Annotated in this window: 20 protein-coding genes; 16 read left to right on the top strand and 4 right to left on the bottom strand. The window is 68.7% G+C overall.

All coding sequences use genetic code 11. The annotated features are described in order from the left end of the window. Positions 1-140 precede the first annotated feature (140 nt). Complete coding sequence (locus ACFSVL_RS25750) at positions 141-665, bottom strand: CHAP domain-containing protein (RefSeq protein WP_378308114.1); 525 nt, start codon at positions 663-665, stop codon at positions 141-143. 233 nt (positions 666-898) lie between these two features. On the opposite strand from ACFSVL_RS25750, the gene rpmE reads away from it, so the two are divergent. Further along, positions 899-1,126: a 50S ribosomal protein L31 gene (gene rpmE, locus ACFSVL_RS25745; RefSeq protein WP_009082617.1), complete on the top strand. Its 228-nt coding sequence runs from the start codon at positions 899-901 to the stop codon at positions 1,124-1,126. Positions 1,127-1,207: 81 nt separating this feature from the next. Beyond that, positions 1,208-2,278: a peptide chain release factor 1 gene (prfA, locus tag ACFSVL_RS25740; protein WP_378308113.1), complete on the top strand. Its 1,071-nt coding sequence runs from the start codon at positions 1,208-1,210 to the stop codon at positions 2,276-2,278. Between the two features lie 3 nt (positions 2,279-2,281). Here prfA and wsfD read toward each other — a convergent pair whose 3' ends face one another. The 3 genes from wsfD to ACFSVL_RS25725 form a co-directional block, all read right to left on the bottom strand. Next, positions 2,282-3,709: a glycan biosynthesis hexose transferase WsfD gene (wsfD, locus tag ACFSVL_RS25735; RefSeq protein ID WP_378308112.1), complete on the bottom strand. Its 1,428-nt coding sequence runs from the start codon at positions 3,707-3,709 to the stop codon at positions 2,282-2,284. Between the two features lie 133 nt (positions 3,710-3,842). Then, the gene (locus ACFSVL_RS25730) at positions 3,843-4,616 is read right to left on the bottom strand and encodes a TIGR03619 family F420-dependent LLM class oxidoreductase (protein ID WP_378308111.1); all 774 of its coding nucleotides are present in this window, start codon (positions 4,614-4,616) and stop codon (positions 3,843-3,845) included. Further along, positions 4,613-5,341 carry an alpha/beta fold hydrolase gene (locus ACFSVL_RS25725; RefSeq protein ID WP_378308110.1) on the bottom strand — a complete coding sequence of 243 codons (729 nt, stop codon included), beginning with the start codon at positions 5,339-5,341 and terminating at the stop codon, positions 4,613-4,615. The genes ACFSVL_RS25730 and ACFSVL_RS25725 overlap by 4 nt, the downstream gene beginning before the upstream one ends. Before the next feature lie 56 nt (positions 5,342-5,397). Here ACFSVL_RS25725 and ACFSVL_RS25720 point away from each other — a divergent pair, with 56 nt between their 5' ends. The 14 genes from ACFSVL_RS25720 to atpD all read left to right on the top strand — a co-directional run bounded on the left by ACFSVL_RS25720 (position 5,398) and on the right by atpD (position 20,320). Continuing rightward, on the top strand, positions 5,398-5,742 hold the full coding sequence (locus tag ACFSVL_RS25720; RefSeq protein ID WP_378308109.1) for a MerR family transcriptional regulator: 345 nt from the start codon (positions 5,398-5,400) through the stop codon (positions 5,740-5,742). Positions 5,743-5,817: 75 nt separating this feature from the next. Beyond that, a complete protein-coding gene (prmC, locus tag ACFSVL_RS25715; RefSeq protein WP_378308108.1) occupies positions 5,818-6,684 on the top strand; it encodes a peptide chain release factor N(5)-glutamine methyltransferase in 867 nt (288 codons plus the stop codon). Between the two features lie 715 nt (positions 6,685-7,399). After that, a complete protein-coding gene (locus ACFSVL_RS25710; RefSeq protein ID WP_378308107.1) occupies positions 7,400-9,433 on the top strand; it encodes a M6 family metalloprotease domain-containing protein in 2,034 nt (677 codons plus the stop codon). Positions 9,434-9,560: 127 nt separating this feature from the next. Next, positions 9,561-10,757 carry a hypothetical protein gene (locus ACFSVL_RS25705; RefSeq protein ID WP_378308106.1) on the top strand — a complete coding sequence of 399 codons (1,197 nt, stop codon included), beginning with the start codon at positions 9,561-9,563 and terminating at the stop codon, positions 10,755-10,757. 160 nt (positions 10,758-10,917) lie between these two features. After that, the gene (locus ACFSVL_RS25700; protein ID WP_378308105.1) at positions 10,918-11,568 is read left to right on the top strand and encodes an L-threonylcarbamoyladenylate synthase; all 651 of its coding nucleotides are present in this window, start codon (positions 10,918-10,920) and stop codon (positions 11,566-11,568) included. Between the two features lie 87 nt (positions 11,569-11,655). Further along, a complete protein-coding gene (locus ACFSVL_RS25695; protein WP_378308104.1) occupies positions 11,656-12,813 on the top strand; it encodes a glycosyltransferase family 4 protein in 1,158 nt (385 codons plus the stop codon). A gap of 51 nt (positions 12,814-12,864) precedes the next feature. Next, on the top strand, positions 12,865-13,356 hold the full coding sequence (locus tag ACFSVL_RS25690) for a hypothetical protein (RefSeq protein ID WP_378308103.1): 492 nt from the start codon (positions 12,865-12,867) through the stop codon (positions 13,354-13,356). A 385-nt stretch (positions 13,357-13,741) separates the two neighbouring features. Further along, complete coding sequence (gene atpB, locus ACFSVL_RS25685; protein WP_378308102.1) at positions 13,742-14,527, top strand: F0F1 ATP synthase subunit A; 786 nt, start codon at positions 13,742-13,744, stop codon at positions 14,525-14,527. A 58-nt stretch (positions 14,528-14,585) separates the two neighbouring features. After that, positions 14,586-14,840 (top strand): hypothetical protein, encoded by a 255-nt coding sequence (locus ACFSVL_RS25680; RefSeq protein WP_009082593.1) that lies wholly within the window; start codon positions 14,586-14,588, stop codon positions 14,838-14,840. A 28-nt stretch (positions 14,841-14,868) separates the two neighbouring features. Beyond that, positions 14,869-15,420: a F0F1 ATP synthase subunit B gene (locus tag ACFSVL_RS25675; RefSeq protein WP_378308101.1), complete on the top strand. Its 552-nt coding sequence runs from the start codon at positions 14,869-14,871 to the stop codon at positions 15,418-15,420. Between the two features lie 6 nt (positions 15,421-15,426). Then, on the top strand, positions 15,427-16,251 hold the full coding sequence (locus ACFSVL_RS25670) for a F0F1 ATP synthase subunit delta (RefSeq protein ID WP_378308100.1): 825 nt from the start codon (positions 15,427-15,429) through the stop codon (positions 16,249-16,251). A gap of 54 nt (positions 16,252-16,305) precedes the next feature. Beyond that, positions 16,306-17,943: a F0F1 ATP synthase subunit alpha gene (atpA, locus tag ACFSVL_RS25665; RefSeq protein ID WP_378308099.1), complete on the top strand. Its 1,638-nt coding sequence runs from the start codon at positions 16,306-16,308 to the stop codon at positions 17,941-17,943. Between the two features lie 11 nt (positions 17,944-17,954). Further along, entirely contained in the window at positions 17,955-18,893 is a 939-nt protein-coding gene (locus tag ACFSVL_RS25660) for a F0F1 ATP synthase subunit gamma (RefSeq protein WP_378308098.1), read from the top strand. Beyond that, positions 18,893-20,320 (top strand): F0F1 ATP synthase subunit beta, encoded by a 1,428-nt coding sequence (gene atpD / locus ACFSVL_RS25655; RefSeq protein WP_378308097.1) that lies wholly within the window; start codon positions 18,893-18,895, stop codon positions 20,318-20,320. The genes ACFSVL_RS25660 and atpD overlap by 1 nt, the downstream gene beginning before the upstream one ends. Positions 20,321-20,383 lie beyond the last annotated feature (63 nt).

Raw genomic sequence — 20,383 nt, 5'->3', positions numbered from 1 at the left:
TCCGCGGACGGCAACCGCTGGGTGATAGCTGTGTTGCAGTAAGGGTTTTCTCGCGCCGACGGAGCGCTCCCGAGGCGGGGAGCGCTCCGTCGGTTCAGCCGCTCATCCGGGGGATGGCAGGGATGAGCGGCCTCCGCCGCTCAGTGGCGGGGGACAGCGGCGGGGGTCCAGCCGCGGTAGTTGTTGAAGTAGCTCGTGGAGCTGGCGTGGCCGATCTTGCCGCCGACGGCGGTGGCGTAGAACCCGCCGTTGCCGTCCGCGATGCCGACGTGGCCGTAGGCGCTGATGTTCCAGTACACGAACGAACCGGCGGGCGGTTTCCCGCTGGTGTGCTTCGGGCTGGCCCCGTTCCAGTGCGCGTTGGCCGACGCCCAGACCCCGGTGGTGCCGTAGGAGTTCTCCGCGGCCTTCTCGCAGTAGTGCTCCCACCCGGTGCTTCCGGCGTGCGCCTTGTACCAGGCGATGGCACCGGCCGGAGTGCCGTCGGCGGCCCCGGCCAGGTTCGCTTCGGGCAGCTCCGAGAACGTCCCGGCGGCGGGGTTCACGTCCGCCGCGGTGATCCCGCCGGAAGCGTTCGCGGCAGGCGCGAAGACCGCGGCGGAAGCGGCCAGTGCGAGCACCGCGGCCGGCTTCGCGAGCCGGGTGAGCAGGTCGGTCGTGCGCATGTCCGGACCTCCAGTGTGTGAGCGATTCACGAACTCGGCCAGCTTCCCGCCAGCGGGTACAAAATCCGTACAATGCGAATGTCCTTCACTACCCACCGTGGCGTCCGGCGCTGGAATACCTGGTCACCGGGGTGTGTTGAAGCCCTTGCCAGCGCGTCTGGCAGAATGACCCGCTGAAGTCCGGCACCGGTTCACCCCGCACTGGGGACCCGGGGCCAACGAGAGAGGACACCATGAAGAGCGGTATTCACCCCGAATACGTGACCACGACCGTCACGTGCAACTGCGGGAACAGCTTCGTCACTCGCAGCACGAAGGAGTCGGGTCAGATCCACGTCGAGATCTGCTCGAACTGCCACCCCTTCTACACCGGCAAGCAGAAGATCATGGACACCGGTGGCCGGGTTGCCCGGTTCGAGAAGCGCTACGGCAAGCGTCAGCAGAAGACCGACGCCAAGTAGCTTGTCCAACGGCGCCCACCCGCACGCCCGGGTGGGCGCCGTTGTTCTGTCCGGGCCCGTTCGGGAAAGGGAGACGGCGAAGTGGATTCGAGTTCGCTCAAGGGGCTGCTCGACGAGCACGCCCAGCTGGAACAGCAGCTCGCCGACCCGGCGGTGCACGCCGACCAGGCCCGCGCTCGCAAACTGGGCCGCCGCTACGCCGAGCTGAGCCCGGTCGTGCGCGCGGTGCGCGAGCTGGACCAGGTGCGCGACGACCTTTCCGCGGCCAAGGAACTGGCCGCGGAGGACGCCGCGTTCGCCGCCGAAGCCGACGAGCTGACGGCGAAAATCCCGCAGCTGGAAGCGAAACTGACCGAACTGCTGCTGCCGCGCGACCCGTACGACGGTTCCGACGTCGTCATGGAGATCAAGTCCGGCGAGGGCGGCGAGGAATCCGCGCTGTTCGCCGGCGACCTGCTGCGGATGTACCTGCGCTACGCCGAGCGGCACAACTGGAAGGCCGAGGTGCTCGACTCGACCGAGTCGGATCTCGGCGGCTACAAGGACGTCACGCTGTCGCTCAAGAGCAAGACCGCCGACGTCGAAGGCGTGTGGGCGCGGCTGAAGTTCGAGGGCGGCGTGCACCGCGTGCAGCGCGTGCCCGCCACCGAATCGCAGGGCCGCATCCACACCTCCGCGTCCGGCGTGCTGATCTACCCGGAGCCGGAGGAGGTCGAGGTCGAAATCGACCCGAACGACCTGCGCATCGACGTGTTCCGGTCGTCCGGCCCCGGCGGGCAGAGCGTCAACACCACCGACTCGGCCGTGCGGATCACGCACCTGCCGACCGGGATCGTCGTGTCGTGCCAGAACGAGAAGTCGCAGATCCAGAACCGCGCGCGGGCCCTGCAGGTGCTGCAGGCCCGGCTGCAGGCGATCGCAGAGGAAGAGGCGGCCGCGAAGGCGTCGGACGCCCGCCGTTCGCAGGTCCGGACGGTCGACCGGTCGGAGCGCGTGCGGACGTACAACTTCCCGGAGAACCGGATTTCGGACCACCGGGTGAACTACAAGGCGTACAACCTGGACCAGGTTCTCGACGGCGAACTGGACGGCGTGCTGGACGCGCTGGCCACGGCCGACCGGGAGGAGCGGCTCGCCTCGCAGGCGGGCTGATTCTTAGACGGCGGCGGGGATTTCCTCGGCGCTCGGGTCCTCAGTGTGTTCCGGCGCGGTTTCCGCGCGGGGGAGCAGGCTGAGGACCGCGAACACCACGGCCAGTACGGTCGGGAACAGCGTGAGCAGCTGGTGTTTCACGCCTTCGATGCCTTCGCCCAACGCGGACAGTCCTAACTGTCCGGCCGCGAAGAACACCAGCAGGAACGCGACAATCCCGTACTCGCGCCGGTTCCGGCGGAACGCGCGCACGCCGGCCCAGCCGACGAGCACCCAAATCGGTACCAGCACGAACAATCCGAGCGGCGCGACCAGCGCGGCGAGGCCGGAGAACACCGGCACCCGGTACTCCTTCGCGAGCCGCGGCTGTCCGGACTGTTCGCCGAAGCTGCCGAGGTTGTCCGGCCGGGCGGTGAGCGCGTCGACGCCGCCCTGCTGGAGGATTTCCGCGGTCCGCGCGGGATGCGTCGCGTAGTAGTTCAGCACGTTGCGGCGGCTGATTTTGTCTTTGTACTGCGGGTAAAGCGGGTCGTGCCAGGCCGCGCGCTCGCCCCACCAGCCGGTGCCGACGTACTGCTCGAACGACTCCGGCAGCCCGAGCGCGGCGAGATCGGCCTTCGTGTCGTGCTTTCCGTCCACAATGGAGTCGAAGACCGCGTGGTACATGTTGGCCTCGCGGTACTCCGCGTTGGCCGGGTCGCCCTGGGACTGGATCGCCAAGGTGCCCGCACCGGTGATCGCGAGTACCGCCAGCGGCAGCACCCAGCGATGCCGTCCGCGCGCGCCGGACGGCCGGGTCAGCAGCAGCGCGAGCGCGAAAAGCGGGATGAGCAACAGAGTCTGCGATTTGGCGTTGATCCCGACGAGTCCACCAAGGACAGTCACCGCGGCACCGGCCCAGCGCAGCTTTCCGGTGCGGTGCAACAGGAACAGGCCGCCGCAGATCAGCAGGATGCCGAGGAACGCCGCGCCTTCGCTGAGCACCGACGCGAAGTAGCCGAAGAACGCCGAGTCACCCATGACCAGCAGCAGCAACACCGTGGCGATCAGCCGGTTTCGCCGGTTCAGATCGAGGCCGAGCACAGTGACGGTGATCGCCCCCGCGACCAGCACGCAGGTGAGCACGCCGAGCACCAGCAGGTTCAGCACGCCGGACGCGCCGAACAGCGCGCCGATCTTGCTCGCGGCCCAGTCGAGCCAGTTCTGGCTGGAGACGTACGCGGAATCACACGGCGGCGCGGACCCGTAACTGAACCGGACGAAGCCTTCCAGCGGCCGGTCTGGCTGCCGCCCGCCGAGCTGGCACAGCAACCGCCAGCCGTCGCCGTTGTCGGCCATCCCGACCGGGCGCGGCACGAGGAACCGCAGCAGCAACAGCCCGAGCGAGGCGACGAATACCCCGAGGCCGAAGCGCAGGTCCCTGGATCTCACCGGGCGGAGTCTAGGGGGCGGACGAGAAGGGGGACGCGGGCGGGCATCGGCGGTGGCTGGGTCTCGTGAGTGGCAATGCCGGTTCTAACCGGGATAAACACTCACGAGACCCAACCACCGTCCCAGCCGCGCCTTACTCGCTCCCCGCCGCGAACGCCGCCATCCGCTCCTCATACCCCTCGTCCCCGCCGAAGTGCACCGCCACCGCGTCCGCCCCCGCCTCCCGATACGCGCGGTAAGTCTCGACCGCCTTCCCCTCGTCGAACTGCTGCCGGGCGATCCGCCGCACCCGCCGTTCGGGGTCGAGCTGGTCCAGCGTCGCCACCCGCTCGGCGAACGTGTCCGGCGAAAGACCCGCGCTGACCCACTGATCACCAGCTCGGACCGCCCGGCGCAGCGCGACCGTCGAGTTCCCTCCGACGAGGATCGGAATCCGCCCAGCCGGCCGTGGCTCGAAGTACCCGCCCGCTCGGCCGCGTCCGGTGGTGAACAGCTGCTCCAGCAGCGAAAGCGTGTCGTCCAAGACCGCTCCGCGGCGCGGGAAATCCGCGCCGATCTCGGCGAACTCCGGCTCGTTCCATCCCGCGCCGACGCCGAGGATCAGCCGGTGCCCGGACAGCCGGTCGATCGTCGCGGCCTGCTTGGCCAGCAGGTACGGCTCGCGCAGCGGCGCGATCACCACGGACGTGCCCAGCTGGACGCGTTCGGTCGCCGCGGCCAGGTAAGCGAGCGTGGCCAGCGGTTCGTACACCCCGCCGAAGACCTCGCCGAACGGTTCCGGCGGCAGCACGTGGTCCGGCAGCCAGACCGACTCGTAACCCAGCTCCTCGGCCAGCCGGGCAAGAGAGGCGAGGCGCTGCGGGGTCAGGTCGGGGGATTCGTTCGGCAGGACGACCTGGCGGCTCATCGCAGCCCCTTCCGGATCGCGGTCAGCCAGGCATCGGGCGCTTCGTCGGTGATGCCGTGCCCGGACGCGATCTCGACCAGCTCCGCGCCGGGAATGCCGTCGGCCAGCTCCCGCGAATGCCTGGGCGGCACGAGGGCGTCCAGGGTCGTGGCGATCACCAGGGCCGGGACCGCGATCGACGCCAGCTCGGCCCGGGTGTCGACGTTCCGGACCAGCTCGACCTGCTTCGCCGTGCCTTCGGGCACCGACGAGGCCAGCCCGGCTACCGCCCCGGCGAGCTGGTCGGGCGAGAGCGAGGCGAGGAAGGGCTCGCTGACGGCGGTCAACATCAGGAACTTGGCGAGCAGGGTTCGGTCGCCCTCCAGCAGGTGCGCCCACACGTTGAGGGCCAGCTCCATGCGCGCGTCCGGCCGGGCGAAACCGGCGGTCAGGATGAGCCCGGTCACGCGGTCGGGGTGCCGGGTCGCGACGCGGACCGCGACGGCGGTGCCGAGCGAGTAGCCGAGCACGGTGAACTTCTCGACGCCCGCGTCGACAGCGGTCTTGACCAGGCCGTCGGCGAGTTCGTCGAGAGAGCCGCCCGCGGCCGGGTAATCGGCCCCGACCACGGTGTGCGTGCGGGAGAGGTCGTCCAGGAGCGGGCCGAAGTTGGCGGTCACGCCGCCGCCCGCGCCGTGGGCGAGCAGCAGGCCGGGGCCTTGGCCGCGAACGAAATGTTCTGTCATGTCCGCGACGTTAAGGATTGACACCAGTGTGAAGGCCAGATTCAGGGGAAAATCGGATGCTGATCGGCGAACTCTCGCAGCGCACCGGCGTGGCCTCGCGGCTGTTGCGGTACTACGGCGAACAGGGGCTGCTGGACTCGTCCCGCAACACGAGCGGCTACCGCGTGTACGGGGAAGAGGCCGTCGTGCGGGTGCGGCAGATCCGGAAACTGCTGGCCGCGGGCCTGACCACGGAGATGATCGCCGAAATGCTCGACTGCGCGATCGGACCCGCCGCGCACCTCGACCTGTGCCCGGACCTGGTGCGCAGGCTGCGCGGGGAACTGGCCGAAGTGGACCGGCGGATGGGGGATCTCGCTCAACGGCGCGAAGTCCTGTCCGGGTATCTCGGCAAGGCGTGAGGCCCGCGCGGCCGGGGGTCGATACGCTGGGCAGCACCCCCGACGGGGGGAGTTTCGACGAGTGAAGGACGACCAGTGAATCGGCAGCCGCTGCGCCTGGCCATCATGGAGGCCACCCGGATCCTCACCGAGGCGGGCGTGGAATCGCCGCGGTCGGACGCGGATCTCATCGCCGCGCACGTGCTCGGCGTCGAACGGGGCAGGCTGCCGATGGTGCCGCTGGTCGACCCGCCGGTGATCGACGCGATCGGCCAGCTGGTCGCGCAGCGCGCCAAACGGATCCCGCTCCAGTACCTGACCGGCTGGGCCGCGCTCGGCAACATCACGGTCAACGTCGGCGCGGGCGTGTTCGTCCCCCGTCCGGAGACCGAGCTGCTGCTCGAATGGGGCGTCAAGTTCCTGCAGGGCCGCGAATACCCGGTGGTGGTCGACCTGTGCACCGGCTCCGGCGCACTGGCGCTGGCGCTGGCGCACGAACGCCCGGACGCGGTGGTCTACGCGGTCGACGTCGACGCCCAGGCGCTTGCCTGGGCCCGGCACAACGCCGACGTGCACAGCGCGGCGGGCAACACGCCGATCCGGCTCTACTCCGGCGACATCGCGGACCCGACGATGTTCGCCGAGCTGGACGGTCTTGTGGACTTGGTGCTCTGTAACCCGCCGTACGTGCCGGAGGGCACGCCGGTCCCGCCGGAGGTCGGCGAGCACGACCCGGCACGCGCGGTGTTCGCCGAGGAAAGCGGCCTGGCGGTGATCCGGCACGCCATCGCGGCCGGCGCGCGCTTGCTGCGCCCCGGCGGCGGTCTGGCGATCGAACACGACGACACCCACGGGTCGGCGGTCCCGGCCCTGGTACGGGCGCGCCGGGTGCTGACCGGCGTCGAGGACCATCCGGACTACACCGGCCGTGCCCGGTTCGTCACCGCTCGCCGCCTGGGCTGAGGCTCCTCCGCTCCGAGGCTGTCCGTGAAGGTGCCCCTCACGGCCCGGCTGGCGTCTGTGAGGGGAACCCTGGGGGAATCAGCGTCCGTGAAGGTGGCCCTCACGTCCCGCCGCCGTCTGTGAAGGTGCCCTTCACAGCCCGTTGGCGTCCAATGCCGGGGACTCAAGGCGGCGCGGTGGGCGCAGTTGAGGCGCGTTTGACCAGGTCGCAGGGCTGGCAGGACTGGCGTCGGCTCGTCGGCTCGGCGGCGGGGAGGACCAGCGCCCCAATGTGGCGTTGGGTGCATGTGACGCACCCAACGCCACATTGGTGCGTCAAAGGAACGGACAGGCAGACACCAATCGGTCATTTCACCCACGCAGGTGTCCTTTATGGATGGTCAGCGGGCTGCGGCCACCCGGCTTAAGTCCCGGGCATGGGAATCCAAGTCTGTGAAGGGGCCCCTCGCAGCCCGCTGATGTCCGTGAGGGGAACCCCGAGGGAATCAGAGTCCGTGAAGGTGGCCCTCACGTCCTGCGGCCGTCCGTGAAGGTGGCCCTCACGGACCACCCCCGGCACTGCCCGCCCGCCACTGGGCCATTCGCACCTTTGCCCTCCTCCTGCCCGACTTTCGTCGTGCGGCAGCGGGGTGGATCTCGTTCGCTCGCCTAACGATCACCGTTAGCGTCGGGCGTCGGGACCGCCGGGCGTACCGGCGGACTGTGAGGAGCGAGGATGAGATCCCCCTTACCCCGCCGGAATCACCGCACCCGGAACCATCACGCCCGGAACCACCGCACCCGAAACCGCGCCGCCGTAGTCGTGGCGATCGCGGCACTGGCGCCCGCGTTGCTCGCCGGGACCGCCGCGGCCGATCCGCTCACCCGGGGATGGCCCGCGCCGCTCGACTCCGCGCGCTGGGCCGACCAGGCGAGCATGACCTGGCAGGACTACCGCCAGGTGCCCGGCACCAACTGGGCCGACCCGTCCCTGAAACCGACCGTGCGCAAGTTCAAGGGCGCCGTCGTGCTCGCCGACTACCCGGACGCGGATTTCGTCGTCACGAAGCCGCCGCATTCGACCGTCTTCGGCAACCCGTCGCCGTCGGCGAGCGATCTGCCGCGCGGGAAAGTCGCGCAGTACTACCAGGATTTCCTCAACAAACCCGAAACCCTCAACCACGGCCACACCATCAACGAGTACTGGATGGAGGACTCCGGCGGCCGGTTCGGCGTCGACCTCACCGCGTTCGGCCCCTACCGGATGCCCGGCAAATCCTTCGAGTACGGCATGGAAATGCAACCGCAGGACTGCCCGCCGTCCGCCGACTGCACCCGGGACCTGCGCAAGGACGCGGGCGACGCGTGGCGCGCCGACGTCGGTCCGATCGCCGACCAGTTCGACTTCATCTTCTTCCTCTCCGCGGGCCAGGACGAAAGCTCGACCTGGCAGGAGTTCGGCGAGATGAAGTTCGGCGCGAAGGAGAACGTGCCCGCCGAGTTCGGCCCGCCGGGCAGCAAACCGGGGGACCCGAACTGGGCGCACACGCGGTACGTGCCGTGGACGTCGTGGGCGTCGGCGTCGAGCATCTGGCCCAATGCGGTCGAGGGATCCTCGACCCAGGCGGAAAGCTCCGGCCAGGGCGTGTTCGCGCACGAGTTCAGCCACATTCTCGGCATCGGCGACAACTACAACAACCCGTTCGGCAACCCGCCCCGGCGCGCGTACACCGGGCCGTGGGAAATGTTGTCGCGCGGCAGTTTCAACGGTCCGGGCGGTCCGCACACGCGCTGGCAGATCCCGGCCACCGAGGGCGGTTCGATGGGCGCGCACCACATGCTGCGCAACAAGATCAAGCTCGGCATCGTCGATCCGAACGCCGTCCTGCAGTTGGACCGGAACCAGCTCGCCAAGACCGGTCCCGTCACCGCTCGGGTGACCGCACGCGAGGCAGTGCCGGAACAGGGTGCGTACGCGGGCGTCATGATCGCGCTCACCGGCGGCGACCATTCGCCCAAGTGCGATCCGAAGAAGGACCCGAAGTGCGACGGCGGCGGATACGACCACTACAGCGTCGAGGTCGTCGACCGGATGGGCTCGGACTCGTTCGCGCCGGACTCCGGCGTCCTGCTGGCCAAGACCAAAAAACGGGACGCGGCACCGTTCGAATGGATCGTGGACGCGAACCCGCAGGACATCGGGCTGACCGACTACGTCCGCCCGGACGGCACGCCGGTCAAGATCACCGTCGGTGATTACCGGCAGCTCAACGACGCCACGTTCAAGGCGGGCACCGGGGCGGCCGGTGGTTACGAGTACACCGACGAGGCCAACCGGTTGCGCTTCCTCGTCGCTGACCTCGACCGGGACAGCCGCGGCGTCCTGTCGTACACGGTCACCGTCGCGTCCCTCGACGGTGCCGGACCGCAAACCCGGGGCGCGTGGCTGTGGCCCGCATTGCCCGCGTTCACTCGCGGCGGGCTGGCTACCTGCGACTTCCGCCTCTCGAACCAGGGTTCGGCGCGCGGCGCGGCCGCCCCGTACGACCAGGACACCTACCGGCTGAGCGCGTCTACCGACACCCGCGGCTGGGAGGTCCGCCTCCCGAACGCATTGGCCACCGCCAAGTTCGGCGACTCGACCCGAATCCAGGCGTACGCGAAACGCTCGGCGAACGCCCCGCACACCGCACGGGTGAAGCTGACCGCGACGTCGATCGCCGACCCGACGAAGACCACGACCACCGCCTGTACCGCGATCGGATTCTGAACCAGCTGACGGTGCCATCCGCCTTCCCGGTGGATGGCACCGTTTTCGACTGGGCGACAACCACTTGCCGACCCGCCGGACGACCCCCTACGTTGGGGCGGCCTATCGACCAGACTCTGGGGGAGTCATGTCCTTACGTCATCGAATCGGCGCCGGATGCGGCGCTGTGCTCATCGCCGCCAGTGTGCTCACCGCGAGCGCGACCGGCGCCTCCGCCGCGGCAGGGCCGACCACCCTTCCCGCCGGCGAATACACCCTGACCTCGGATTACCACAAGTACGACGCGGCCTATTCCGGTCTCGCGGCCAAGCTGCCCGTCCGGGCGGTGCACACCGTGATGGACAACGCGAACCACGACCGCAAACCGCTGCCGTCGACCTTCAAACCAGCCGGGCTGACCGGCGGTTTCCGGTTCGACGACGGCGACAACGACGACTGCACCAACTACCCGCAGGGCATCACCACCAGCCGCGACGCGGTCGGCGGGGCCAACGGCGGCAACTACGACGGGCACCAGCTCGTCGCGGTCAGCTGGTACACCCGCGACGCCTGCGGCGGCAAACAGGTCCGCAGCCGCATCACGCTCGCCGACTGGGACGCGACGTACCCGAACAAGTACCGCAAGATCCTGCTCGTCGAACCGACCGGCACCACCGCCGCGCCGAACTACAAGGACATCCCGATCCACGCCGGCGGCGTTTCCTGGTACGGCGACTACCTGTACGTCGCCGACACCGGCGGCGGCATGCGGGTCTTCGACATGCGCAAGATCCTCGAGGTCAACTCGGGCGGCACGGCGGACCAGATCGGCGAGTCCGGCGGCCAGTACTACGCGCACAACTACCGCTACGTCCTGCCGCAGGTGGGCACGATCGCCGCGCACACCACGTCCGGCACGAACCTGTCCTGGTCGAGCATCTCGCTGGACCGGGTCAGCAAGTCGATGGTGATGACCGAGTACACCTGCAAGGCCGACTGCACGCAGTACCCGAACCGGGCCCCGCGCGCGGTGCGCTTCCCGTTCGCCTCGGGCGCGACGACGTTCGCCGCCTCCACGACGGCGAGCCAGGCGCTGAAACTGCCCTGGTACAACCTCAACGGCGTCGCCTCGCACAACGGCCGCTGGTGGTTCAACTCCTCCACCCAGAAGCAGCTCTACTACTGGGCCCCGAACGCGGGCCCGGCCACCCACTCCTGGGTGAGCTACGGCGAGAGCATCTCGTACTGGGAGGACCCGGCGGGCGCGGACCTGCTGTGGTCGCTGCAGGAGGGCAAGGGGAACCGGAACGTCTTCGCGGTCAAGCAGGCCACCTACGGCGCCTGACCTCTCGCTCGCCGGACCCCGCTCCAGATGTCCGTGAGGGGAACCCTGGGGGACTCTGATTCCCTCGGGGTTCCCTTCACGGACTTCTGCGGCCCGCACCGGGCCCACCCTGCGTCGGGGCGCTCCAGGGACCGGCGCGGCGGGGGATAGGCTGCCGGTCATGAGTGCGGTCTACGACTGCGGCAAGCGCGAATCCCGAGCCGAAGGCCTGTCCGCGGCGGCTGCCGCGGTGCGGTCGAGCCGGCTGGTCGTCCTGCCGACGGACACGGTGTACGGCATCGGTGCCGACGCGTTCGACTCCGGCGCCGTCCAGGCGCTGCTGCGGGCGAAGAACCGCGGCCCGGACATGCCGGTCGGCGTTCTCGTCGGTTCCTGGTCCACTGTGGACGGTCTGGTGCTCGGCGTGCCGCCGCAGGCGCGGGCGCTCATCGAGGCGTTCTGGCCCGGCGATCTGTCGATCGTGCTGCCGCACGCGCCGAGTCTGCAATGGAATCTCGGCAACTCGCGCGGCACGGTGATGCTGCGGATGCCGTTGCATCCGGTCGCGCTGGAGCTGCTGCGCGACGTCGGCCCGATGGCGGTGTCGAGCGCGAACGTATCCGGGCGTCCGCCCGCCGCGACGGCCGAGGAAGCCCAGGAGCAGCTCGGCGATTCGGTGTCGGTGTATCTCGACGGCGGTTCGAGCGGCGAGCCGGTGGCGTCGTCCATCGTGGACCTGACCGGCGACAAGCCGGTGGTGCTGCGCGAGGGCGCGGTCACGAAGGCCGCCATCGCCGAGGTGATCGGCGTCGCCGAGGAGACCTTGGACTGAGCCGGGGAAGTGACTGCCGTTCACCGGGGCCGCACGCGGGCGCGGTAGCGTGACGCCGTGACTCCGACCTCCCGGCGGGCGTGACACATGCCTGTAGTCCAAGGACTTCTCCCGATCCGGGAGTACCTGCTCGTAGCGCTGACCGCGACCGCGGTGACCTATCTGCTGACCGGCGTCGTGCGGCGCGTGGCCATCCGGATCGGCGCGATCGCCAACCCGCGCGCGCGCGACGTGCACGTGAAGCCGATCCCGCGGATGGGCGGCGTTGGCATCTACCTCGGGATCGCCGCGGCGATGGGGCTCGCGCACCAATTGCCCGCGCTCAGCCACGGCTTCGACGTCTCCTACGACGCGGTCGGCGTGCTGCTCGCGGCGGGCGTCATCTCGCTCATCGGCATCCTGGACGACCGGTTCGAACTCGACGCGTGGACGAAGCTCGCCGGACAGGTCATGTGCGCCGGGATCCTCGTCATCTTCGGCGTGCAGTGGGTGTCGTTCTGGGTGCCGTGGGGCGGCAACGCCGATTCCATCGGCTCGGTGCTGGTGCTGGACAAGAACCAGGGCGCGCTGCTGACCGTGGTCATGGTCGTGGTGATGGTCAACGCGATGAACTTCGTCGACGGCCTCGACGGGCTGGCCGGCGGGCTCGGCTTCATCGCCGCGACCGCCACCTGCGCGTTCTCGATCGGCCTGCTCGACAACGCGGGCGGCGACTTCGGCGCGTACCCGCCAGCGCTCATCGCGGCCGCGCTCGCCGGGGCCTGTCTCGGTTTCCTGCCGTACAACTTCCAGCCGGCAAAAATTTTCATGGGCGACTCCGGATCGATGATGATCGGGCTGATGCTCGCCGGGGCCACCACCTCGGCGAGCGGCCGGGTCAACTACACCCGGTTCTCCGCCTCGGACGCGCTGGCGCTGCTGTCCCCGCTGGTCGTCGTGGTGGCGGTGCTTTTCGTGCCGGTGCTGGACCTCGTGATGGCCGTCGTCCGGCGCACGCGGCGCGGGCAGAGCCCGTTCGCCGCCGACAAAATGCATCTGCACCACCGGCTGCTGGAAATCGGCCATTCGCAACGGCGGGCAGTGCTGCTGATCTATTTGTGGGCCGGAATTCTGTCTTTCGGCGCGGTCTCCATCACGATTTTCGACAGTCCGGTCGTGTTCTGGGCCATTGCCGCCGCACTGGTGGTCGCGGTCTTGGTTTCACTGGTGCCGAGGCTGCGTTCCCGGCACCGCCACGGCGTGTGACTTCCCCGGCGGTCTATACTGGCGGGTCGAACCGAACGAGGAGCGAATGCAGTGAGCGACACCGAGACGCCGGACACGACGCCCGAGACGTCCCAGGCACCGGCTCAGGCCACAGCTCCGGAGAACCCGCACGCCGCTCCGGTGCGCCAGCTGGCGCGCTCGATGACGAAGGCCTCGCTGCTGTTCACCCCGCCGTTCATCGTGGTCTGCATCGCGCTTTTCACCGTCCTCAACGGACTGCACGGCTTCCTCGGCGCACTGGTCGGCGGCGTGCTGGCGATGGTCGCGTCGCTGTCCACGCTGGGCATGATGAAGGTCTCCGCCGGGCAGGACCCGTCACTGGTGATGCTCATCGCGCTCGGCGGTTACGCGGCGAAGGTCATTCTGCTGTTCCTCGCGCTCACTCTGCTCAAGGGCGTCACCGTGCTGCACCCGCTTTCCCTCGGGATCACGATGATCGTCGCCATTCTCGTGGCCGCCGCGGTCGAGTTCGCGGCATTCCGCAAAGCGCGTATCCCGACCATCATTCCCGCCGCGAATTGACGGGTTCGGGACAAGGGTCCCAGCCGGATTCGGGACCTAGGTCCTGGACCGTTCGGCTGGTTAGGAGTACGCCTGTACGGCAGTGATTGACCTGCTGGTATGGTCCGCGTCATGGGTGGCGGCCTCGGCCGCGCACTCCCGACGACGAACCGCGATCAGCAGTGTGGCGACCGGATGGTTCCGCCTCTCAACCCGCTGGTCCGAAGTAGACCGCAGGGCAGTGTTCACGCGAGACCTCCCTCGTGCGCAGACCGGCTGACTGGCTCCGCGCACGGTGGATACCCGCCGCCTCCGGCGTCCCGATGCGTATCGGGTACGTTAAGTCCAGATCGTGACGATTCCCCCGGCGGAGTGAACGCCGGCCGGGAGAACCGGGAGGAGCCCAGTGGCCGCGCTGGTACTGACCGAGGGTGCGACCTTCACACCCCCTGGCGCCGAAAGCTTTGAGCTGCCGCCGTTGTTCGGCTTCGTCACGAAGCCGATGCTTCTGGTGGTGCTCTCGGTGATCATCATCGCGGGGTACTTCCTGCTGGCGACGCGCAAGCTGAAGGTCGTTCCGACCAAAGGCCAGTTCGTGGCCGAGGGTATCTACGACTTCGCGCGCAACAACATCGCCCGCGAGCAGATCGGCTCGAAAGACTTCAAGCGGTTCGTGCCGGTCATCTTCGCGTTGTTCACCTTCATCCTGCTGAACAACCTCTACGGGGTCATCCCGTTCCTGCAGTTCCCCACCATGGCGCGGTTCGGATTCCCGGTCGCGCTGTCGGTGCTCGTGGTCTACCCGGTCTACCACTACGTCGGGATCAAGAAGCACGGTCTCGGCGGGTACTTCAAGAAGGAACTCGCCCCGGCCGGCGTCCCCGGCCCGGTGCTGCCGCTGTACGCGCTGATCGAGTTCGCGGAGAAGTTCTTCCTGAACCCGCTCACGCTCGCCATCCGTGTTTTCGCCGCCATGTTCGCGGGACACCTGATCCTGGCGGTCTTCACTCTCGGCGGCACCTTCCTGCTCACCGAGACCTCGAGCATCGCGCTGAAGCCGGTGTCGCTGGTGGCGTGGATCTTCGCCATCGGCCTGACGTTCCTGGAGGCCTTCATCCAGTGCCTCCAGGCGTACATCTTCGCCCTGCTGTCCGCGGGGTACATCGGCGCCGCGCTGGCGTCGGAGCACTGAGAACACCTAAAGACCCCGATCCGCGTGAGTGCGCGGACCGAAGTGAAGGGAAACGCACGTGAGCAACATCGTTCTGGCCCAGGCCGCCGCCGAGACCATCAACCTCAACAAGGGCCTCGCCGCGATCGGCTACGGCCTGGGCGCGATCGGCCCGGGCATTGGTGTGGGCCTGATCTTCGCCGCGGTGATCAACGGCACCGCGCGTCAGCCGGAGGCCCAGAGCAAGCTGCAGGGCATCGGTTACGCCACCTTCGTGCTCACCGAGGTGCTGGCCCTGATCGGTATCGTCATCTACTTCATCGCCTCCGCCTGAGTCGTCCGCTCTCGCGTAAGGAGACGTTGTGCTGAAGACCGAAGCTGTGCTCGCAGAAGCACACAACCCGATCGTTCCGGACCCCTCGGAACTGATCCTCGGCATCGTCGCCTTCCTGATCCTGCTCTTCCTGCTCAAGAAGTACGTCGTCCCTCGCTTCGAGAAGGCGTACGAGGAGCGGGCACAGAAGATCGAAGGCGGGATCGAGAAGGCCGAGAAGGCTCAGGCAGAGGCCGAGAAGGCGCTGTCGGAGTACAAGGCGCAGCTGGCGGACGCTCGTTCCGAGGCCGCGAAGATCCGCGACGACGCCCGGCTCGAAGCCGAGCAGATCAAGGCGGAACTGCGGGAGCAGGCCGAGGCCGAATCCCAGCGGATCGTGGCGCAGGGCCACGCCCAGCTGCAGGCGCAGAAGGCGCAGATCGTCGCCGAGCTGCGGGCCGAAATGGGCCGCAACGCGGTCGAGCTGGCCGGCCGCATCGTCGGCGAGTCGCTCGAGGACGAGGCGCGCCGTCGCGGCACCGTCGACCGGTTCCTGGCGGAGCTGGACACGGCAGGGGCCACCAACGGAGCGGGGAAGTAGACCGTCATGACGCTGCATGCTGCGAGCCGTGAAGCGCTCGACCTCGCCGAGCGGTCGCTCGGCGAGGTGCTGGCCGGAGCGGGTGCTGATCCCGCGAAGGTCGGAGATGAGCTGCTCTCGGTCGTCGACCTCCTTGACCGCGAAATCGGCCTGCGCCGTGCGGTCGGCGATTCTTCGGTCGCTCCGGAGAGCCGCCAGGGCCTGGTCCGCCGCCTGTTCGACGGAAAGCTGAGCGAGCAGGCCCTGAAGGTGCTCGACACCGTGGCGGGCAGCCGCTGGTCCAGTCCCCGCGAGCTGGTGGACGGGCTCGAGTCGATCGGCCGTTCGGCGCTGCTCACCGCCGCCGAAAAGGCCGGGACCGTCGAAACCGTCGAGTCTCAGCTGTTCCAGGTCGCGCGGATCGTCGCGGGCGCCCCGGAACTCGAGGCGGCGCTGTCCGACCTGACCGCTCCCGCGGAAGCGAAGCGGACCCTGGTCCGCGGGCTGTTCGCGGGCAAGGTCGACGCGGTCGTCGAGACCCTCGTCGAGCAGGCCGTGCAACGCGCCAAGGGGCGCGGCATCGGCAACGGGCTCGACAAGCTGGTCGCGCTGGCCGCCGAGCGGCGCGAGCGCTCGGTCGCGTACGTGACCTCAGCGAACGCGCTCACCGACGAGCAGCGGGCCCTTCTCGGGACCAAGCTCGACGGCATCTACGGGCGGCCGATCGCGCTGCACGTCGAGATCGACCCGGCACTCGGCGGCGGCCTCGTCGTCCGCGTCGGGGACGAGGTCATCGACGGCAGCACCTCCGGGCAGCTGGCGGCCGTGCGCCGCACGCTGAGCCGGGCCTGAGCGGCACAACAGACTTTGCACACTGGACAGAAGAGAAGCGAGAGCGGGAACGAAATGGCGGAGCTGACGATCTCCTCGGACGAGATCGCCCACGCGATCGAGAACTACGTCTCGAGTTACGCCCCTTCCGTGGAGCGGGAAGAGGTCGGCGTCGTCGCCGACGCCGGTGACGGCATCGCCCACGTCGAAGGGCTGCCCTCGGCCATGGCCAACGAGCTGCTCGAGTTCCCGGGCGGCGTGCTTGGCGTGGCGCTGAACCTGGACGCGCGCTCCATCGGCGCGGCGATCCTCGGCGACTTCGAGAGCATCGAAGAAGGCCAGCAGGTCAAGCGGACCGGCCAGGTCCTCTCGGTGCCGGTCGGCGACGGCTACCTCGGCCGGGTCGTCAACCCGCTCGGCCAGGCCATCGACGGCCTCGGCGAGATCGAGACCACGACCCGGCGTCCGCTGGAGGTCAAGGCCGCCTCGGTGGTCGAGCGCCAGCCGGTGGCCGAGCCGCTGCAGACCGGCATCACCGCGATCGACGCGATGACCCCGATCGGGCGCGGCCAGCGCCAGCTGATCATCGGCGACCGCAAGACCGGCAAGACCGCGGTCGCGGTGGACACGATCATCAACCAGAAGGCCAACTGGGAGACCGGCGACCCGAAGAAGCAGGTTCGCTGCATCTACGTCGCGGTCGGCCAGAAGGGCTCCACGATCGCCTCGGTGAAGTCGGCGCTCGAGGACGCGGGCGCGATGGAGTACACCACCATCGTCGCGGCCCCGGCGTCGGACTCGGCGGGCTTCAAGTGGATCGCCCCCTACACCGGCTCGGCCATCGGCCAGCACTGGATGTACGAGGGCAAGCACGTCCTGATCGTGTTCGACGACCTGACCAAGCAGGCCGACGCCTACCGCGCGATCTCGCTGCTGCTGCGCCGCCCGCCGGGCCGCGAGGCGTTCCCCGGCGACGTCTTCTACTTGCACTCCCGTCTCCTCGAGCGGTGCGCCAAGCTCTCGGACGAGCTGGGCGCGGGCTCGCTGACCGGTCTGCCGATCATCGAGACCAAGGCCAACGACGTGTCGGCCTACATCCCGACGAACGTCATCTCGATCACCGACGGCCAGTGCTTCTTCCAGTCGGACCTCTTCAACGCCGGTCAGCGCCCGGCCATCGACGTGGGTATCTCGGTGTCCCGCGTGGGTGGTGCCGCGCAGGTCAAGGCGATGAAGAACGTCGCGGGCTCGCTCCGTATCGACCTGTCCCAGTACCGCGAGCTGGAGGCGTTCGCCGCCTTCGCCTCGGACCTGGACGACGCGTCGAAGGCGCAGCTGGAGCGCGGTGCCCGGCTGTACGAGGTGCTCAAGCAGCCGCAGTACTCGCCGGTTCCGGTCGAGGAGCAGGTCGCCACGGTGTACCTGGGCACGAACGGCTACTTCGACTCGGTCCCGACCGAGGACGTGCGCCGCTTCAACCTCGAGTTCCTCGACTCGGCGCGGCGCAAGCACGCCGAGGTGCTCGGCGCGATCCGCGACACCGGCAAGTTCGAGGACGACACCCGCGACGCGCTCATCGCGGCGGTGAACGAATTCAAGAAGGAGTTCACCACCTCTGAGGGCAAGCCGCTGGAGTCGAACGCCGACGCGATGGCCGCCGAGAAGGTCGGGCAGGAGACCGTCAAGGTCAACAAGCCCGCCCCGAAGAAGTGAGCTGGTAGCCCATGGCCGCACAACTCCGGGAGCTTCGCTCGCGCATCAAGGCGACGAAGTCGATCGGCAAGATCACCAAGGCGATGGAACTCATCGCCACCGCGCGCATCACCAAGGCGCGCGCGAAGGTCGCCGCTTCCCGGCCGTACGCGGACGAGATCACCAAGGTGCTCTCGGCGCTGGCCGGCGCGGCGGCCAACCTCGACCACCCGCTCCTGGTCGAGCGCCCGAACCCGAAGCGCGCCGCCGTCCTGGTCGTCACCAGTGACAAGGGCCAGTGCGGCGGTTACAACTCCAACGTGCTGAAGGCGACCGAGGAACTGCTTGCCCTCCTGAAGAAGGAAGGCAAGGAGGTCGACGTCTACACGACCGGCAGCAAGGGCCTGAACTACTACCGGTTCCGCAACCGCCCGGTCACCGGCAGCTGGATCGGGTTCTCCGACCAGCCCGGCTACCCGGACGCGGTCGCGGCGGCCGAGACGCTGGTGCAGTCCTTCAACGCGGGCGTCGATGACGCCTCGGGCAACGCGGACGGCATCACGGGCGTGGACGAGATTCACGTCGTCTACACCGAGTTCGTGTCGATGCTGACGCAGCGCCCGGTCGCCAAGCGCGTCGCGCCGCTCGAGGTCGAGTACTCCGAGGGCGAGGACGAGAAGCCGGCCGGTCTGCTGCCGAGCTACGAGTTCGAGCCCAGCGCCGACAAGCTGCTCTCCGCGCTGCTGCCGAAGTACATCAACACCCGGCTGTACTCGGCGCTGCTGGAGTCCGCGGCCTCGGAGCTGGCGGCCCGCCGTACGGCGATGAAGGCCGCGTCGGACAACGCGAACGACCTGGTCGGCACCCTGACGCGGGAGATGAACCAGGCCCGCCAGGCGCAGATCACCCAGGAGATCTCCGAAATCGTCGGTGGCGCGAACGCGCTCACCGCAGCAGGAAGTGATGATTGATGACCACTACTGAAGCCCCGCGCGCCAAGGGGCGCATCGTCTCGGTGACCGGGCCGGTCGTCGACGTCGAGTTCCCGCGCGGTTCCGTCCCCGACCAGTTCAACGCGCTCAAGTGCGAGATCGAGTTCGAGCAGCTGCGCAAGACGGTGACGCTCGAGGTCGCGGCCCACCTCGGCGACAACCTCGTGCGCACCATTTCGCTGCAGCCGCAGGACGGCCTCGTCCGCGGCGCGGAGGTCACCGACACCGGCGGCCCGATCACCGTTCCGGTGGGCGACAAGGTCAAGGGCCACGTCTACAACGCGCTCGGCGAGTGCCTCGACGAGCCCGGCTACGGCGACGACCTCGAGCGCTGGGGCATCCACCGCAACCCGCCGTCCTTCGACCAGCTCGAAGGCAAGACGGAGATGCTGGAGACCGGCCTGAAGGTCGTCGACCTGCTGACCCCGTACGTGCAGGGCGGCAAGATCGGCCTGTTCGGCGGCGCGGGCGTGGGCAAGACGGTGCTGATCAAGGAAATGATCACCCGTGTCGCCCGGAACTTCGGCGGTACGTCGGTGTTCGCCGGCGTCGGCGAGCGCACCCGTGAGGGCAACGACCTCTTCCTGGAGATGTCCGAGGACGGCGTCATCAACGACACCGCCCTCGTGTTCGGCCAGATGGACGAGCCGCCGGGCACGCGTATGCGCGTCGCGCTGTCCGCGCTGACCATGGCGGAGTACTTCCGCGACGTCCAGAACCAGGACGTGCTGCTGTTCATCGACAACATCTTCCGGTTCACCCAGGCCGGTTCCGAGGTGTCGACCCTGCTGGGCCGCATGCCTTCGGCGGTGGGCTACCAGCCGACGCTGGCCGACGAGATGGGCCAGCTGCAGGAGCGGATCACCTCGACCCGGGGCCGTTCGATCACCTCGATGCAGGCGATCTACGTCCCCGCGGACGACTACACCGACCCGGCCCCTGCCGCGACGTTCGCCCACCTGGACGCCACCACCGAGCTTTCCCGGTCGGTGTTCCAGAAGGGCATCTTCCCGGCGGTGGACCCGCTGGCGTCGACGTCGACGATTCTCGACCCGGCGATCGTCGGCGAGGACCACTACCGCGTCGCCTCCGAGGTCATCCGGATCCTGCAGAAGTACAAGGAGCTGCAGGACATCATCGCGATCCTCGGCATGGACGAGCTTTCCGAAGAGGACAAGCTGACCGTGCAGCGGGCGCGCCGGATCGAGCGGTTCCTGTCGCAGAACATGCTGGTGGCCGAGGCCTTCACGCAGATCCCGGGCTCCACGGTGCCGCTGTCCGAGACCATCGAGTCGTTCGACCGCATCACCAAGGGCGACTTCGACCACTACCCGGAGCAGGCGTTCCTGGGCATTGGCGGGCTCGAGGACCTCGAGAAGAAGTACCACGAGATCACCGGCAAGTGAGTGCGTGAGACCGGCGGGGGCACTGTCCATTGTGGACACCGGCCCCCGCCGTTCTCGTAACCG

Origin of the sequence: Amycolatopsis silviterrae (assembly GCF_042684085.1) — a bacterium.
Taxonomy (GTDB): Bacteria; Actinomycetota; Actinomycetes; order Mycobacteriales; family Pseudonocardiaceae; genus Amycolatopsis; species Amycolatopsis silviterrae.
The sequence above is the reverse complement of the archived record's forward strand: the minus strand, read 5'-3'. Positions and strand labels throughout refer to the sequence as shown.